Genomic DNA, 18,069 nt, shown 5'->3' with positions numbered 1-18,069 from the left:
AAATAACGGAAGGAATTTCCGTTATTGACCTAAAAGTCATGAAATTTCACGATTTTATTTGAAATAACGGTAAAACGTTCCTTTATTTATCCTAAAAATGAGCTACATCATTTAAATAACGGTAAAAGCTCCCCTTATTTTAGGAGGGTACTGAAAACTTATATTTTGCTGCGAGACTAATTTCAAATAAGCAAAATTCCTCCGTTATCTCCCCAATACGTAAAAGGGCTGTATTAAAGTCAAATCGACTTAATACAGCCCCAATAATTCTATGAATTAGCTAATTTTGCTTTCGATGTATGAAATTGCATTACCAACTGTAGCAATTTTTTCTGCATCTTCATCAGAAATTTCCATATCGAACTCATCTTCAAGTTCCATTACTAACTCAACAACGTCTAATGAATCTGCACCTAAATCCTCACGGAATGATGCTTCTAATTTCACTTCGCTTTCGTCAACGCCTAAACGGTCAACGATAACTTTTGAAACACGCTCAAATACTGTAGACAAATCAGTCACCTCCCCTCAATGAATGCTGCTTTAATAATATAAATAAATAATGGTTTCTACTACTAACAAGCGAAATTAGAGCTCGCTTTTCACGGGCGGTGCCAATCCTCCTCGTCGCTACGGTGCTCCTGTCGCTTTCGCTTTCGTCGCAAATAAATTTCCTGCGGTGTATCGGCAGTCCCGCTATTCCCGTAGGAAGCTTGCTTGTAGCGAAAGGCGACAGCCGACAGCTACACTCGAGCTCATTTCGCTAAGTCTTCCATAAATATTTACAATCTGCAACTTATAATATTTCAATAATACTAAGCCATCACCATGCCGCCGTCTATTTGCAGTGTTTGCCCTGTAATATAATTGGCACTGTCTGATGCAAAGAACACTACTGCTTTTGCGATATCTTCCGGTTGACCTAGTTTCGCTAATGGAATTTGCTTTAGCATCGTTTCTTTTATTTCTTCCGGCAATGCTTCTGTCATTTCAGTTGTGATGAAACCTGGAGCGATTGCATTTACTAAAATATTACGTGATGCAAGCTCTTGGGCAGTTGTTTTCGTCAATCCGATAACGCCGGCCTTTGCTGCAACGTAATTTGCCTGTCCTGCATTTCCTGCTACACCAACTATAGAGGAAATATTAATAATACGACCTGCACGCTGCTTCATCATTTGACGTGTTACCGCTTTTGTACATAAGAAAACGCCTTTTAAATTCGTATCAATGACGTCATCCCATTCATTTTCTTTCATACGCATTAATAAATTATCGCGAGTTATACCTGCATTATTTACTAGAATATCAATTGATCCATATGTATCAATTGCTGTTTTCATTAAGTGTTGAACGGAATCGGATTCTGCAACGTTTGCCTGTACCGCAATCGCTTCTCCGCCATTATTTTTAATCTCTTCTACAACTTCCAGTGCCTTTTGCTCACTGCCACTATAATTGACAACCACTTTAGCCCCTTCGCTTGCCAATTGCAACGCTATAGCGCGTCCAATACCGCGTGATGCCCCTGTTACGACTGCACATTTACCACCTAAACCCATTGTTTCCACTCCTTTGATGCTTCGACAACTTGCGTTAAACTCGCCTCATCATAAACACAATATGTTTGTACATTGCGGTCAATTTTTTTCACTAAACCTGATAATACTTTTCCAGGTCCACATTCAATAAAAATTGTTACACCTTCTGCAATCAGCTTTTCAATGTTTTGCTCCCATTTTACTGAACTTGTAACTTGTGCAACCATTTCTTCTTCAATTACTTCAACTGTTGTTAATAGCTCTGAAGTAACATTGCTTACAACCGGGATTTTCGGTAATTGCAATGTTAAATTAGCTACTGTATTTTTTAAGTTATGTGCAGCTTTCTGCATTAATGAACTATGGAATGGACCACTTACGACTAATGGCAATGCCCGTTTCGCTCCTGCTTCCTTTGCTCTTTTACACGCTTCGTCCACACCTTGTTTCGTCCCTGAAATCACAATTTGGCCCGGGCAATTGAAGTTTGCTACTTGCACAACTTCACCTTCAGCGGAAACTTGTTGGCATATAGCGTCCAGTTTTTCGGCATCTAACGCTAAAATAGCTGCCATCGCTCCCTGTCCTGCAGGTACCGCCTCGTCCATAAATACACCCCGCTCATGAACCGTTTTTACTGCATCCTCAAAACCAATAACTTCTGAAATAACAAATGCACTATACTCACCCAGTGAATGCCCCGCTGTATAATGCGGTGTAATGCCTGCATCCATCAGTTTGTTGGCAATCATTACCCCTGTTGTTAATAAGGCGGGCTGCGCATGGTAAGTGAGAGTTAATGTTTCTTGAGGACCGTTCAGCATATAGTCCGACAATGGAAGTTGCAGCACTTCATTTGCTCGCTCATAAAATTGTCTGCTCTTTTCATCATTTGCAACGAATTCCGCGCCCATTCCCACAGATTGTGAACCTTGTCCCGGAAAAATAAAAGCAATTTTTGTCATTAAATAATCCCCTTTGTGAAGTTCTTATTCTGGCTTTGGCATTTGCTCGATTGTTTTGGCAATCGTTTCACATACTTCATGCTCTACCATAATCGTCGCCTGGCGAATGGCACTGTATATCGCACGTGCATTCGATGAACCATGCGCCTTAATTACCGGTGCTTTCAACCCGAATAATGCTGCACCACCATATTCTGTGTAGTCCATTTTATCTTTAAGTTGTTTTAAATCATTTTTCACTAAAGCAGCTGCGATTTTCGTTTTTGTTGTAGAAAACAGTGTTTCTTTCAACATTTTGAAAATTGTACCCGCAGTTCCTTCGATTGTTTTCAGGACCATATTACCTGTAAAACCATCTGTAACGACAACGTCTGCCACGCCATTTAATAATTCACGTGCTTCCACGTTCCCCTTGAAATTAAAGTCTGCATCCTTCAACAATGTAAATGCAGATTTTGTCAGCTCATTGCCTTTTTTATCTTCTGTTCCGATATTCAGCAATCCAATACGCGGTGCCTTTTGAGCGCGCACTTGCTTTACATAAATGTCGCCCATAATAGCAAACTGAAGTAAATTTTCGGCTTTTGCATCCGCATTGGCACCTAGATCCAGCATTAAAAAGCCGTCCCCATTCATCGTTGGCAATGTCGTTGCTAATGCAGGGCGTGATACTCCGTCAATACGACCTACTTTAAACAGACCACCCGCCATTAAAGCTCCTGTATTTCCTGCTGATAGACATGCATCTGCCTTCCCTTCAGCAACAGCATCCAGCATACGTGCCATTGATGAATCCTTTTTACGACGTACAGCACGTGCCGGATCATCCTCGGCTTCCACTACCTCACCGCAATGCACGATTGTTAAACGATCATGTTTTTTTAAATATGGCGCCATCTTTTGTTCGTCACCATATAAATCGATTGTTATATTCTGAAAGTCTTCAAGTGCTAGTAACACACCTTCTACGATAGCTTGTGGGGCGTTGTCTCCACCCATGCCGTCTACTGCTATTTTCATATTGTTTATTCACCTTTCGTACGGTACATTTCAAATTCCCCTTTAAAAACCAATTCGTTATCAACAGAAGAAATCACTTCAACAAATGTACGATTTTTTTCAGAGTTTTTCCCTTTTACAATTGCTTTCGTTACGACACGGTCACCCGCACGAACTGGCTTTACGAAAGCAACATTTGATTTTACTGTAAGGGCAAGCTCGTCATCAATTACCGCCACCGCCAAAGAGTTGGCCTGTGCAAATAAATGATGCCCACGTGCTATGCCATTGCGTTGGAATACATGTTCATCTCCAACATCAAAAATGGAGATAGCCCGGTTATCCAATTCAATATCAATAATTTCACCGATGACTTCATCTAGTGGCAAAGATTTTACTTCGTCATATTTTTTAGCAGCAACATCTTTAATACGCTCCCGTAATTCCGGGATTGCAAGTTCCATCCGATCCAGTCGAATCGTTTGAACGCTCACATTAAATTCAGCTGCTAATTGTTCATCAGTAACGAAAGGATTGTCGGCGATTTTTTCAGTCAACAATGACTGTCGCTCTTTTTTGGAACGCTTCATACGTATTTGTTACCTACCTTTAATTTTATAAAAGATTAGTATTAGCACTTGGTACTAATATCAATATACAGGTATAAAAAAAGGAACGCAACATATTTTTGCTGCGTTCCTAAAAAACCTGTGTTTCTAGCTGTACCAATAACTAATCTATTCGTTCACCTTGCAGAACGCCGGAATCTTCTAACTCTTTACGGAGGTACTCATATTCAGCATCGTGCCAAAACGCTTCTTCATACAGCATTTTAGCAGCATCTTGTCTTGCAGTTTCCAATGCACGGTAATCATGAACGAGATCAGCCAATTTAAATTCAGGCAACCCACTTTGACGCTTCCCAAAAAAATCTCCGGAGCCTCGAAGTTCCAAATCTTTTTCAGCTAAACGGAATCCGTCATTCGTCTCTGTCATGCTCATCATGCGCTCTTTACCTTCATCTGTTTTTGGATCCGCTATGAGCACGCAATACGATTGATGCTCTCCCCGGCCAACACGTCCACGGAGCTGGTGAAGTTGGGCTAAACCAAATCGTTCCGCATCATAAATTGTCATAAATGTAGCATTGGGAACATTTACCCCTACTTCAACTACGGTCGTTGAAACAAGAACATGGATTTTCCCTTCACTAAATCCGCGCATCACCGCATCCTTTTCATCAGAATGTAAGCGCCCATGCATGAGCCCTATTTCAAACTGATTGCCGAAGTAAGCTTTTAACTGTTCATATGCTTCAACTGCATTTTGCACATCAAGCTTATCCGATTCTTCAATTAACGGCGTAATAACATACGCTTGGCGACCGGATACAAGCTCTTGTTTCATCCGCATTAATACACTATTTAACTGCTCTTTCTTTAGCCAGTGTGTTTCGATTTCCTTACGTCCTGCAGGCAGCTCATCGATAATGGAAACATCCATTTCACCAAAAGCTGTAATCGCCAATGTACGCGGAATGGGAGTAGCAGTCATAAACATAACATCCGGACTTTCTCCCTTTTCCCGTAATACTCGACGTTGTTCTACCCCAAAACGGTGCTGTTCATCTGTAATTACAAACCCTAAGTTATGAAATTCGACATCTGGCTGAATCAATGCATGTGTACCAATCAGTATATCGATTTCACCTGCTGCCAGCTGTGCCAATAATTCACGACGGGCCTTAACTTTTGTAGAGCCAGATAACAATGCGACCTTGACACCAATTGCATCAAACCACGTATGTAAGTTTTCAGCATGTTGCTCTGCCAAAATCTCGGTTGGTGCCATTAAAGCCCCTTGATAGCCTGCTGTTACCGCAGCATAAAGACCGATTGCAGCCACAACAGTCTTACCGGAACCTACATCCCCTTGTAAAAGCCGGTTCATACGCTGTGGAAGCAGTAAGTCTTTACATATTTCATTGACCACTCGCTTTTGGGCACCTGTCAACTCATATGGTAATGTAGCGATAAACTCCTTTAATTTTTCTAAATCAAAACGAATTGAAATTCCCTTTTCATTTTCCTTATTCGCTTTTCTTAAGGCTTGAATACGCAGTTGAAATTGTAATAGCTCCTCATAAACAAAACGACGGCGCGCCTGTTTTGCATGTTCAGCATTTAGTGGGAAATGCACACCTTCCAATGCATCATGAATATTAACTAATTGATAATTTTCACGCAGTACACTTGGCAATGTTTCAGGCAATTGATCCTTTACAGTATCTAATGCTTGTCGCATATATTTACGAAATCGCTTTTGCTGGATATTTCCCTTTAAACTATATACCGGCTCAAAATCTATCTGATCGGTTTTTGGACCAAATGTAACAGTGGATCCTACAATTACTTGACGTCCACGATCCCATTTCCCTGTCACCGTAATAATATTGCCCGTTAACAGCTTTTGCCGCAAATAGTTCTGATTGAAAAACACTACTTTTATTAAATGTCTTCCTGCGAGTGCCGTAAATTGAAGTCGGGATTTATTTTTCCCTAAAAATAATACTGTTGGCTCACTTTCAACACGCGCTTCAATAGTGACACGTTCGTTATGTGGGGTTTCTGTTAAATCCTTCAATCGAAAATCTTCATGGCGATACGGAAATGTCCAAATCAAATCATGAACGGTATGTATGCCAATTTTCATCAAATTTTCAGCTGTTTCTTTTCCGATACCCTTTAATTGTGAAACTGGCTCATGGATCATTTTCGACACTTCCTTTACGAAATATTTGTTCCTTAAGAATAGCATAAAATAGGTGCATACGTTCTCTTTCAAATGAAAAAAAGCTTGTGCTAAAAATCTGAAAGATCTTTAACACAAACAAATAAACCTCTATACATTCAAATACTAATTGCTGTTTACACGTGATTTTAACAGGCTCTTTAAATCTCCACCTTCAAAAATTGCATGTGTAATCGCTTTACCAGTCGGTGTTGCCGCTAAGCCGCCACGAGCCGTTTCTTTTAAGTTCGGGCTCATTGCCTGACCGATACGGTACATTGCACCAATAACTTCATCACACGGTATGCGGCTAGTCACACCTGCCAACGCCATATCCGCTGCAACAAGTGAATTCGATGCACCCATTGCATTTCTCTTTACACATGGTACTTCTACTAAGCCGGCAACCGGATCACACACTAAACCAAGCATATTTTTCAATGTAATTGCGAATGCTTCCGAACTTTGCTGAGCAGTTCCTCCAGCCATTTCGACAATCGCTGCAGCAGCCATTGCGGATGCACTTCCTACTTCCGCCTGACAGCCACCTTCTGCTCCTGAAATCGAGGCATTGTTTGCCACGATAAAACCAAATGCCCCTGAAGTGAATAAATAGCGGATCATTTGTTCACGCGTCGGATTTAATTTATTCTGAACTGCAAATAATGTCCCCGGAACTACTCCCGCAGAACCTGCAGTCGGAGTCGCACAAATTGTACCCATTGCCGCATTTACTTCATTTGTAGCAACCGCTTTGCTGACAGCATCAAGTAAAAGATCTCCGGCTAATGAATTGCCTTTTTTAATATAATTTTGAATGAGTACAGCATCTCCACCAGTTAAACCTGTTACGGACTGTACTCCTTTTAAGCCGCGCTCAACCGCTTCTTCCATGATTGTCAGGTTACGATCCATCTGCGCAAAAATTTCCTCACGAGTACGGCCTGTAATTAACATTTCCTGCTCTATCATTAATTCAGAAATTAGCTTTCCTTCTTTCTCTGCTAATTCCACCAATTCTCGAACACTACGAAATAATACATCCATTTTGTCACCCCTTAATTATTAATTTTTGAAACTTTTGTAATGTGCGGGATGTAAGAAATTTGCTCTAGTAGACGCTGATCTATATTCTGATCAACTTCAATAACCATTAAAGCAGTTAAGCCACGTTCTATACGTGATACTTCCATATGCCCAATATTTACGTCATGCATCGCTAAGCAATTAGCTACGTTTGCGATACATCCTGCACGGTCATCATGCACGACTAAAATAGCCGGCATTCCTCCTGTAAGTCGCAGTTTAAAGCCATTCACTTCGCTAATTTCAATTTTACCGCCGCCAATTGAAATACCTTCAACACTCATTTCCGACTCATCATCGCCCATTAAAAGACGTGCTGTATTTGGATGTTCTTTATTTGCTGTTTCTGGAATAAATTCAAATTGCAAACCGGCTTTTTCCGCTTCGGCAAAAGCTGTTTTAATACGTTCGTCATCTGTATCATAGTCGAGTAATCCTCCGACAATAGCGACATCAGTGCCATGCCCTCGATAAGTTTCAGCAAATGAACCATATAAATAAATTTTTACCCATTTAGGTTGACGTCCGAACAAATCACGCGCGACACGACCAATGCGTGCTGCACCAGCTGTATGTGAAGAGGATGGCCCAATCATAACTGGACCGATAATATCAAAAACTGATGTAAATTTCATAATGATAATCCCCCATTTTCTTTCATACTTTCATATACATCTAGTGTACTCATTTTCTCTGCAATTAACAAACTTCTTGTTGTTAAAACAGAATAATAACCATTATAAGGAGAAATACCCTTATCATTCCGGATTGAAAAATAAACGGAGAAAATTCACTTATTATAGGTTACTTCGTAAATTAAATCATGATTGCAAACAGAAAAACATCAATTTTTCTCACAAAGAGAAATAATTGATGTTTTTCGTATGATCCCAGTTGCTTTTTACTATTTATTCTACAGAAAGAATGAATGGGTAAAGGGATTGTTTACCTTCAACAATTTCCACTTCTGCATCCGGGTAATTTTCTTCGATAAAGTTTTGTAATTCATCTGCCTGCTCTGCTGTTGCATCTTCACCAAAAATGATTGTAACGATTTCCGAATCTTCATCCATTAATCCTTCAAGCACTTTTTTCGCTGCATCCATCATTTCAGGAGTCGATAAAATAATTTTACCTTCAGCTAATGCCATGTAATCATCTTTGCGGATTTCAACACCATCAATCGATGTATCGCGTACTGCAAATGTTACTTGACCTGTCTTCACATGAGCAAAACCTGATGTCATGTTATTTTTATTATCCTCAACCGACTCAGCAGGATTAAATGCTAAAATAGCTGCCATCCCTTGAGGAATTGTTTTTGTTGGCACAACAGCAGCTTCAATTTCCAGAAGCTCAACTGCTTGTTCTGCTGCCATAATGATATTTTTGTTATTCGGCAAAATTAATACACGTTCTGCACCAATTTCCTGAACAGCTTTTACGATATCCTCAGTAGAAGGATTCATCGTTTGTCCGCCTTCTATTACATAAGAAGCACCGATTGAACGCAATAAATTTGAAACACCTTCACCCATTGCAATCGTTACAATCGCATATGGAACTTTTGCTTTTTGCTGTTTAGCAGGAGCTTTTGGTGCATCATTTACGATAGCAGAATGCTGTTCACGCATATTATCTACTTTAATTTTAATAAGACTACCATATTTTTGACCAGCTGCAAGTACGTCTCCAGGAGTTTCCGAGTGAATATGTACTTTCGCGATTTCATCATCTGAAATGACTAATAATGAATCACCCATTGGATTTAACTCTTGGCGGAACTGCTCTTCGTCAAATGGTGTTTTATCTTCTTCAAAGCGCACCATGATTTCTGTACAATATCCGAATTCAATATCAGATGTGTCCATGAAATCCTGTACACGATGGTGTTCAGCATTGATTAAATCATCTAGTGAAGATTCATTTTTCGCTGGTAAAGGTTCACCTTTCATTGAAGCAAGGAATCCTTCGTAAACAAATAGTAAGCCTTGGCCACCACTATCCACAACACCAACCTCTTTTAATACTGGTAAAAGATCCGGTGTGCGATTTAATGATTGCTTGGCTTCTTCGATAAATGCTTCCATTAGCGTAATCATATTATCTTCAGTTTCCGCTACTTCGACACCTTTTGCCGCAGCTTCACGTGCTACCGTTAAAATTGTACCTTCCACTGGTTTCATAACGGCTTTATAGGCAGTATCTACGCCTGCTTGGAAAGCATTCGCTAAGCCCTTCGCATCAATTTCAGCATCTTTTTCGATTGCTTTACCGAAACCACGGAATAATTGAGATAAAATTACACCTGAGTTACCACGAGCTCCCATAAGTAAGCCCTTTGATAGCGCTTGTGCCGTTTTACCGATATGTGCATTTACATTAGCTTCTGTTTCATCTGCACCAGATGTCATTGATAAATTCATATTTGTCCCTGTATCACCATCCGGCACAGGGAATACATTTAGTGAATCAACATATGCTGCATTTTGGTATAGGTGATGTGCACCCATTTGGACCATTTCAGCAAATTTAATTCCGTCTAAAGACTTCATTCGATTCATTTCCTCCTCTTACACATTCGCAACACGAACGCCCTGTACAAAAATATTAACTGATTTAACGCTCATACCTAATGTTTTATTTACTGTATATTTTACTTTTGATTGTACTTGATAAGCGATCTCAGAAATTTTTGTACCGTAGCTTACAATAATGTACATATCAATATGTAAGTCATCACCTTCTTGGCGGATGAGCACACCTTTAGCAAAATTCTCTTTTCGTAAAATATCTGTTAATCCATCACGAATTTGATGTTTTGATGCCATGCCTACAATGCCATAACATTCAATCGCTGCTCCACCAGCAATTTGAGCAATAACATCATTGGAAATATCAATATGACCGAATTCGTTATTTAATTCTACTGACATAGTGAATGCCCCCTTGGCTCTATTTAACTAATTTATATTGTACTACACAAAAGTTGATTATAAAAGAAAACGTTCATCCACGTCTAGCTTGAAGTCATCTTTTTAACAAACTTCAATTTTTTTATTTCAAAATTTTCCATTCTTATATAGAATTATTTAAACTTGATAATTTGAGTATTCGACAAAATTCAATTGTTATACGGGAGCATAATTAATAATGTTAATTATTACAATAAAATTCGATATGATTATGCAAAACTGAAATTTTTGCCGGTAATTGACTGATTAAGTCGCCATCGACATTTAGAGGAAGTGGTTGATCCGCTTTAATTTGAATTTCCTGTGCATCAAATTTTGTTATATTATCGTCCTTCTCATGGTTGCCTGTTATAAGGTTTTTAGCCGTACCGACTACCTGTAATGTATTGGTGCTCTTTACGATAAAACCGTGCATTAAACCATCAGACGTGTCAGCATCTTCATTGATTTGTCGGAAACTGCCGACAGAATTGGTTAACACACATATAAAAATCATGATATCTTCTTTATAAGTTTGTCCATTTGCTGTTATTTCTATATTACAAGAGTCATTTTCGATCGCTGCTTTTACGCCCTCAAATAAATAGGCGAGAGCACCAAGTGATGTTTTTTGCTCTACCGACACCTCTCCTACTGCTTCCGCTAATGAACCAATGGCAATAATGTTTGTAAAATATTTATCATTGACCTTACCGATATCCGCCTTTCTTGTACGCCCTCCAAGTAAAGCGATCGCTTCATCAGGATCGAGGGAAATATTTAACGCGCGTGCAAAGTCATTCACTGTTCCTAAAGGGACAATCCCGACAACCGGTCTGTGCGGCTGTTCAGCAATTCCATTAATTCCCTCATTTAATGTTCCATCTCCTCCTACTAAAATGACCGTGTCATAGTTTTCATCACATGCCTTTTTAGCATATCGGGTCGCATCCCCTTCACCCATTGTTTCTTTCATTACCACTTCATAATTATGTAATTGGGCAATAATTTTTTTTTCATATTCTAACGCTTTCTCTTTCCCTGAAGACGGATTTATAATGACCATACATTTTTTCATGTAAATTCCCCCAATAAAATATATTTTTTCATATATCCTATTACCTTTTATCCGGAATTTTTAATCTATAATTTCAAATAGGGTGTAAAGGTTTTTTTCTTGAAAGGTTATGTAAAATGTCTTGCACTCATTGCTTTGGTATGTTAAATTATTATGGTATGTGAAATAACGAACTGAAATAAAGATTTCAGATTCAGCTGTAAGGAGGAATTTTACAATGCCAAAACAATGCGTAATTACTGGCCGTAAAGCTCGTACAGGCAACAACCGTTCACACGCTATGAACGCTAACAAACGTACTTGGGGTGCTAACCTTCAAAAAGTTCGTATCTTAGTTGACGGTAAGCCAAAACGTGTATGGGTTTCTGCTCGTGCTTTAAAATCAGGTAAAATCGAACGCGTTTAATCGCGTATAGAGTATCGGCTCTCTTGCTGGTACTCTATTTTTATGCAAAAAACTACAGCCCCCATTCTTTATGAGCTGTAGTCAGGAACTTTATTTTTCTTTCTTTTCTTTACGAAACAACTTCACGCAGCCTCTCGCGACCCCACTTAACCATTTCGGCATTTGAAATGTATAGACTTTCAGTGTTGTTCCTCCTTAATCTTTACTCTTTATCATTAAACATATGCCACCCGTAAACGAAATAGACCCTTCGTCTATTATTTCATTGCTTGTAAAACGCGATGTCCCTTGCTCAATCACTTCATCAAGTGTTTCATATTTAACACCGCGCAATGTCACATTTTGAAGTGTCTTACCATATGAAAAAAAGGAAACATATGAATAATTGGATTGTTCTAACAGATGTGTACCCGGGAGTAAAAATTGAATGCTATTTTGAGAATTAATAATCTTAAATACTATATGAGGATATTGTTGCTGCATGAAAGATACAGATCGTAATGTTGCTTCATAATGATCTAAGCGACCACCTGTAACACCAGTCAATAATACTTCTGTCGGCTCATAGGTTAGTGCTTTTTGCAATGCCAAATCCGTATCTGTTTCATCCTTTTCTGCCTGAAATTGTTCAATGTGTTCAATAACTTCGGATATTCGCGCAAACTCTTCCGCTGTCACTGAATCAAAGTCTCCTACAATATGGTGTGGGCTAATGCCTTTATCAATTAAATATAAAGCACCCTTATCGACCCCTATCCATATGTCAGGCATTAAAGAAAAGGCGACCTCATGGATAGGGCCGCCTGAGCAGATTGCTACAATCACTGGATTGCCGCTAGTCCTGCTTGTTTAATTTCTTGTAAAGCCTGTGCGCGATCTTCTTTACTGTAAATGGCAGAGCCGGCTACAAAAACCGTTGCCCCTGCTTTAGCACACGGAACAATTGTTTCTGCATTAATACCACCGTCAATTTCTATTTCAATATTTAAACCGCGTTCTTTAATAATTTTTGATAACGCTTCTACTTTTGGTACAACTGATTCGATGAACTTTTGTCCACCAAAACCTGGGTTTACAGTCATAAATAATACCATATCTACATCTTCTAAAATGTGCTGAATCGCTTCAATCGGTGTATGTGGATTTAACACGACACCTGGCTTAACACCGTAAGAGCGAATCAATTGGATTGTACGGTGCAGATGACGGCATGCTTCCACATGAACAGTAATATAATCTGCGCCTGCTTTAGCAAATTGCTCTATATATTGGTCTGGATTTTCAATCATTAAATGTACGTCCATCGGTAAAGTAGATAGCGGGCGAATCGCTTCCAGTGCAATCGCACCGAATGATATATTCGGTACAAAATGACCGTCCATTACATCGATATGAATCAATTCTGCTCCTGCTGCTTCTACTTCTTTCACTTCTTGTCCCAGCTTTGCGAAATCTGCTGCTAAAATCGATGGTGCAATTTTAATCATGTCTAATACCTCGGCTTTCGATCGATAATTTCTTGTAAAATTTGTTCGTAATGCTCATAACGGTAAGGTCGAATTTCACCAGCTTCTACCGCTTGTTTTACCGCACATTTCGGTTCCTTTATATGTAGGCAACCACGGAACTTACAATTCTCGCTGATTCGCTCGAATTCCGGTAAACAAGATGTCAGTTCTTCCTTTTCAATCATATCAAAATCAAATGAACTAAAGCCCGGTGTATCCGCCAACAATCCACCACAAACTTCAATAAGCTCGACATGGCGTGTTGTATGTTTCCCACGCCCTAAGCTTTTTGAAATAATGCCTGTCTTCAAATCCAATTCAGGAAGTAATGTATTTAATAAGGTTGACTTCCCAACACCTGACTGTCCGGCAAGCACTGATGTCTTATCTTGTAAAAACGGTTTGATTTTCTCCAGTAATGTTGGATCATCGATATAAGTTTCAATAATTTGATAGCCGATTTCTTTATAGTCATCGATATATGTTTGTAAATGCGAACGTTCCGCATCATTCAATAAATCCATTTTTGTTAAAATAATAATCGGTTGTACTTGGAACGATTCTAGCACGACTAAAAATCGGTCAAGCAGAACCGTATTAAAATCGGGCTCTTTTGCGGAAAACACAAGTAATGCCTGATCAACGTTCGCAATCGGTGGTCGAACCAATTCATTTTGTCGTTCCAAAATTTTATCAATAGAACCATCCGATTCTCCATCATACGAATATTCTACAAAGTCACCGACAAGTGGAGATTCTCCGCGATTACGGAAAATCCCACGTCCACGGCATTGAATTAATTTGCCTTCTTTTTCAACATAATAATAGCCACTTAATGCTTTTCGAATTTGGGCTTTCGCCATCTAATTCCTCCTCTATTCCACTAATTCTTCATACGTAATTGTCTTATTTTCAATGACACTGTTATCACGATCAATTCGGTACGCCGCTTTATCACCTTCGACAATAAATAGCTCGATTTGATACATTGTGTTTTCGGTAATCGTAAACGTTTCTACAGGCTCTACCATCGAACGTGATTTATCCTGAATATAAATCGTTACCGTTTGTTCCATACCTTCTTCAGCTGGTTCGTACGGGATTTCAATTGTATCTTTATATGACTTTTCTTTTTTTGCCTGTGGTCCTTTAGAAACGACTACATTAATCGTTCCACCCTTTTCAAGCGTCGTGCCAGCCTTTGGTGTTTGCCTAATTACTTCTCCAACTGGTTTATCCGAATGCTCTTCACCTGTCACATTCACTTTAAAGCCTGAGCTAAGTTCGTATTCTTTGCGGTTGGCTTCGTTAAAAGTAAGTAAATTTCGAACCTCTACAACTTCTTTTCCTTTACTAACCGTCAATACAACGTCTGTTTCATTGATGAGCACTTCTTCTCCCGCTTCAGGTGATTGCTCAATAATTTCGCCTGCCACATGCTCGGCTGAATATTCTTCTTCAAATTTAACGCTTTTAAAGTCCTTTAAGAGAGCAGCAGCTTGATCGCGTTGGGTACCTACAAAATTCGTCATAGCTATAGGTGCTTTTCCAATGCTGACAATTAAATCTATTTCCGAACCTTTTTCTCTTTCGCGGCCGGCAATTGGATCTGTTTCAATAACTCTTCCCGCTTCAATCTCTTCAGAATTACGTTCCTCTTGTTCACCAATAACAAAGCCTTGTTCCTGTAAAATACGGATGGCATCCTCTAATGTTTCGTTTGTCACATCTTCTATTACGACTTTATTCGGTGTCATCATAAATGCTATGACAGTAAAAATTATCGCTAAAGCAGCCAGTATACCGACAATTAGCGGCCATTTTTTCTTTTTTTGTTTCTTCTGCTCCTGCTGTTGCACTGTCGAGTCTGTTTCCATGCGTACTGTTTGTTCCGTCAAACCTGTGGATGGTTGCTGAACAGATGCTGCTGCAGGTTTAGGGTCTTTAATAATTGGAATCAGCTTTGTTGCACCGTCATCTACAGGTGGTACAAATTTAGGCTCATTCACTCGTTGAATGGATAAACAAGTATCTAAATCTTCTTCCATTTCTTCTGCGCTCGTGTATCGGTGGTTCGCATCTTTTGAAGTTGCTTTTAATACGATATTCTCTACACTTTGCGGAATGCTCGCATCAAATTCCCGAACAGACGGTGTTTCTGTCTGTAAGTGCTTTAAAGCAATTGAAACAGCTGATTCACCCGAAAATGGCAATTCCCCTGTTAACAACTCATATAGCACGATACCGAGTGCATAAATATCGGATTTCATCGTTGCAATGCCGCCACGCGCCTGCTCTGGCGATAAGTAATGAACTGTTCCTATGACCGAATTTGTTTGAGTAAAGCTTGTAGCTCCAAGCGATGTCGCAATCCCAAAATCGGTAATTTTCACATTGCCTTCTTCATCCATTAATATATTTTGCGGCTTAATATCCCGATGAATAATACCATTCTCATGTGCATGTGCAATCGCAGAAGTAAGCTGTTTCATAATATGAACACTCCGCGCTGCCGATAAAGGTGAAAACTCCTGTATGTATTGTTTCAATGTTTTCCCTTTAATATATTCCATAACAATATAGTGCATATCCCCATCTTCGCCAACATCATAAATGCTAACGATATTTGGATTTGTTAAACTTGTAGCGGACAATGCCTCACGCTGAAAACGACGGTGCAATTCTTCTTCATTTGCTAAATCATAGCGTAAAATTTTGATCGCGACATCTCGACCTAAAATAATGTCATGTGCTAAATACACATTTGACATACCGCCTCCGCCAATTAATTGTAATATCTTATAACGGCCACTTATATGTTTTCCTACAAGCATTGCTACACCTCCTGCACCGTTGTCATTAAAATAAGGGAAATATTATCTTCGCCACCACGGTCATTTGCTAGTTGCACTAATTTTTTCCCCTTTTCTTCTATGGAGATTTGGGGCGTAATAATTGTTGCCATTTCTGTTGTCGTCAGCTTATTGCTTAGACCATCTGAACAAATGAGTAAATAGGCTTCATTCGATAAAGTCAATTCATAAAAATCCGGTTCAATTGAAATTTCTGTACCTAATGCTTTTAAAATGAAATTTTTCTGAGGATGATTTAGTGCCTCTTCTTCACTAATTTCTCCATTTTCCAATAAAATATTTACGTAAGAATGATCTCTTGTTACTAACTTTACTTTTTCATCTGCAAAATGGTAAACACGACTATCGCCTACATGACTAATAAGGCATTCATTTTCATCAAGCAGCGCCGCAATCATCGTCGTTCCCATACCTTGACAATTTTCATGTGTTAAGGAATATTGATAAATTTTTTGATTAATATGTGAAACCGCATTGCGTAACCATTCCAACTTTAGTTGTTTCGATGCAAAATCTTGAGCATCCACCAGTTTAAAAAGCCTGTGCATTTCCGTGATGGCCATCTCACTTGCAACATCACCTGCATTATGTCCACCCATACCATCTGCTAAAATTGCAAGCTTAAAATGATCGGGACGCTCAAAAAACGCGGCCCGATCTTCATTTATTTTTCGCTTTAACCCAATATCACTTTCCACTGTAAAGTTCACTATAGTCCACCTACTTTGTTTCGTGTGATCGTTCCTGTGCACGTAACTGGCCACAAGCAGCTGCAATATCCGCACCTTGCTCACGACGGATCGTTACGTTAATACCTTGCTCTTTAAGCGTTTTTTCAAAGGCAAAAATCTTACTGCGTGACGTACGAATATAATCGCGCTCCGGTACGTAGTTAATAGGGATTAAGTTGACATGGCATTTAATATTTTTAATAAGCTTGGCAAGCTCTAACGCTACTTCTTCTGTGTCATTTTCTCCAGACATTAGACCATATTCAAATGTAACACGGCGTCCAGATTTCTTCGTATAGTATTTTACCGCTTCCATCAACTCTTCTAATTTATATGCTTTCGCAATTGGCATTAGTTTTTGGCGTGCTTCCTGATTTGGCGCGTGAAGTGATACAGCAAAGTTAATTTGCATGCCTTCATCAGCAAATTCATAAATTTTCGGTACGATACCAGATGTTGAAACGGTAATATGACGTGCACCGATATTTAGACCTTTGTCATCATTCATGATTTTCAGGAAGTTCATCATCGCGTCATAGTTATCGAATGGCTCACCAATTCCCATAATTACGATTGAGGATACACGTTCATCGGTTTCATCTAATTGTTGCTGCACTTTTACAACTTGCTCAACAATTTCACCAGCCATTAAGTGACGTTTTAAACCGCCTAAAGTTGAGGCACAGAATGTACAGCCAATCCGGCAGCCTACTTGAGTCGTAACACAGATTGAATTTCCGTAATCATGACGCATTAATACTGTTTCGATAGAATAACCATCTTGCAATTGGAATAAAAACTTAATTGTACCGTCTTTTGATTCCTGTTTAATAATTGTTGAAAGCGTCGTTAAAGCAAACTCCGCCTCTAGCTTTTCACGTAATGCTTTCGGTAAGTTTGACATATCCTCAAATGTTTGGACACGCTTTTCATATAGCCATTCATAAATTTGCCCTGCACGGAAAGCTTTTTCCCCGTTTGTTGTTAACCATTCTTTCATTTCATCTAGACGCAATGAGTAGATTGAAGGTTTTAACTGAGGCTTTTCTTTTTTCACACGACGTACTGGCTTATCTGCTGTTTCTTCCACTAAATCCTGAATTCGTTCATCAAATTGTTTTAATTGTTCTTGCTCCAT

The 18,069-nt window shown here is 39.2% G+C and carries 18 protein-coding genes; 1 reads left to right on the top strand and 17 read right to left on the bottom strand.

The window, feature by feature from the left end; genetic code table 11:
• Window positions 1-276: 276 nt before the first annotated feature.
• The 11 genes from acpP to MHH95_RS08800 all read right to left on the bottom strand — a co-directional run bounded on the left by acpP (window position 277) and on the right by MHH95_RS08800 (window position 11,413).
• Window positions 277-513, bottom strand: a complete 237-nt coding sequence (gene acpP / locus MHH95_RS08850) for an acyl carrier protein (RefSeq protein WP_191698438.1) — start codon at window positions 511-513, stop codon at window positions 277-279.
• A gap of 302 nt (window positions 514-815) precedes the next feature.
• On the bottom strand, window positions 816-1,562 hold the full coding sequence (gene fabG / locus MHH95_RS08845) for a 3-oxoacyl-[acyl-carrier-protein] reductase (RefSeq protein WP_340727202.1): 747 nt from the start codon (window positions 1,560-1,562) through the stop codon (window positions 816-818).
• On the bottom strand, window positions 1,553-2,506 hold the full coding sequence (gene fabD / locus MHH95_RS08840) for an ACP S-malonyltransferase (protein WP_340727201.1): 954 nt from the start codon (window positions 2,504-2,506) through the stop codon (window positions 1,553-1,555). Before fabD ends, fabG begins: the two co-directional genes overlap by 10 nt.
• 24 nt (window positions 2,507-2,530) lie before the next feature.
• Entirely contained in the window at window positions 2,531-3,526 is a 996-nt protein-coding gene (gene plsX / locus MHH95_RS08835; RefSeq protein ID WP_340727200.1) for a phosphate acyltransferase PlsX, read from the bottom strand.
• A gap of 5 nt (window positions 3,527-3,531) precedes the next feature.
• Complete coding sequence (fapR, locus tag MHH95_RS08830; protein ID WP_340727199.1) at window positions 3,532-4,095, bottom strand: transcription factor FapR; 564 nt, start codon at window positions 4,093-4,095, stop codon at window positions 3,532-3,534.
• Between the two features lie 142 nt (window positions 4,096-4,237).
• On the bottom strand, window positions 4,238-6,277 hold the full coding sequence (gene recG, locus MHH95_RS08825; RefSeq protein ID WP_340727198.1) for an ATP-dependent DNA helicase RecG: 2,040 nt from the start codon (window positions 6,275-6,277) through the stop codon (window positions 4,238-4,240).
• Between the two features lie 144 nt (window positions 6,278-6,421).
• A complete protein-coding gene (gene sdaAA, locus MHH95_RS08820) occupies window positions 6,422-7,342 on the bottom strand; it encodes an L-serine ammonia-lyase, iron-sulfur-dependent, subunit alpha (RefSeq protein WP_191698444.1) in 921 nt (306 codons plus the stop codon).
• Between the two features lie 11 nt (window positions 7,343-7,353).
• Window positions 7,354-8,016: an L-serine ammonia-lyase, iron-sulfur-dependent subunit beta gene (sdaAB, locus tag MHH95_RS08815; protein ID WP_191698445.1), complete on the bottom strand. Its 663-nt coding sequence runs from the start codon at window positions 8,014-8,016 to the stop codon at window positions 7,354-7,356.
• Window positions 8,017-8,289: 273 nt separating this feature from the next.
• Window positions 8,290-9,936, bottom strand: a complete 1,647-nt coding sequence (locus MHH95_RS08810) for a DAK2 domain-containing protein (RefSeq protein WP_340727197.1) — start codon at window positions 9,934-9,936, stop codon at window positions 8,290-8,292.
• Between the two features lie 18 nt (window positions 9,937-9,954).
• On the bottom strand, window positions 9,955-10,317 hold the full coding sequence (locus MHH95_RS08805; RefSeq protein ID WP_008403339.1) for an Asp23/Gls24 family envelope stress response protein: 363 nt from the start codon (window positions 10,315-10,317) through the stop codon (window positions 9,955-9,957).
• A gap of 220 nt (window positions 10,318-10,537) precedes the next feature.
• Complete coding sequence (locus tag MHH95_RS08800) at window positions 10,538-11,413, bottom strand: diacylglycerol/lipid kinase family protein (RefSeq protein ID WP_340727196.1); 876 nt, start codon at window positions 11,411-11,413, stop codon at window positions 10,538-10,540.
• Window positions 11,414-11,630: 217 nt separating this feature from the next.
• Here MHH95_RS08800 and rpmB point away from each other — a divergent pair, with 217 nt between their 5' ends.
• Entirely contained in the window at window positions 11,631-11,819 is a 189-nt protein-coding gene (gene rpmB, locus MHH95_RS08795) for a 50S ribosomal protein L28 (protein WP_004227417.1), read from the top strand.
• Window positions 11,820-12,014: 195 nt separating this feature from the next.
• Here rpmB and MHH95_RS08790 read toward each other — a convergent pair whose 3' ends face one another.
• From MHH95_RS08790 to rlmN, 6 genes are read right to left on the bottom strand one after another with little or no spacing between them, the layout of a single operon-like run.
• Window positions 12,015-12,644, bottom strand: coding sequence for a thiamine diphosphokinase (locus MHH95_RS08790; RefSeq protein ID WP_340727193.1), 630 nt, complete (start codon window positions 12,642-12,644; stop codon window positions 12,015-12,017).
• Complete coding sequence (rpe, locus tag MHH95_RS08785) at window positions 12,641-13,306, bottom strand: ribulose-phosphate 3-epimerase (protein WP_340727192.1); 666 nt, start codon at window positions 13,304-13,306, stop codon at window positions 12,641-12,643. The genes MHH95_RS08790 and rpe overlap by 4 nt, the downstream gene beginning before the upstream one ends.
• 2 nt (window positions 13,307-13,308) lie before the next feature.
• Window positions 13,309-14,190 carry a ribosome small subunit-dependent GTPase A gene (gene rsgA, locus MHH95_RS08780; protein ID WP_340727191.1) on the bottom strand — a complete coding sequence of 294 codons (882 nt, stop codon included), beginning with the start codon at window positions 14,188-14,190 and terminating at the stop codon, window positions 13,309-13,311.
• Window positions 14,191-14,202: 12 nt separating this feature from the next.
• Window positions 14,203-16,161, bottom strand: coding sequence for a Stk1 family PASTA domain-containing Ser/Thr kinase (pknB, locus tag MHH95_RS08775; RefSeq protein ID WP_340727190.1), 1,959 nt, complete (start codon window positions 16,159-16,161; stop codon window positions 14,203-14,205).
• A gap of 2 nt (window positions 16,162-16,163) precedes the next feature.
• On the bottom strand, window positions 16,164-16,910 hold the full coding sequence (locus MHH95_RS08770) for a Stp1/IreP family PP2C-type Ser/Thr phosphatase (protein WP_340727189.1): 747 nt from the start codon (window positions 16,908-16,910) through the stop codon (window positions 16,164-16,166).
• 10 nt (window positions 16,911-16,920) lie between these two features.
• Window positions 16,921-18,069: a 23S rRNA (adenine(2503)-C(2))-methyltransferase RlmN gene (rlmN, locus tag MHH95_RS08765; RefSeq protein WP_340727188.1), complete on the bottom strand. Its 1,149-nt coding sequence runs from the start codon at window positions 18,067-18,069 to the stop codon at window positions 16,921-16,923.

Source organism: Solibacillus sp. FSL K6-4121, assembly GCF_038002585.1.
In the GTDB taxonomy this organism is placed as follows: domain Bacteria; phylum Bacillota; class Bacilli; order Bacillales_A; family Planococcaceae; genus Solibacillus; species Solibacillus faecavium.
Note: the sequence above shows the minus strand (reverse complement) of the source record. Positions and strands in the feature narration are given on the sequence as shown.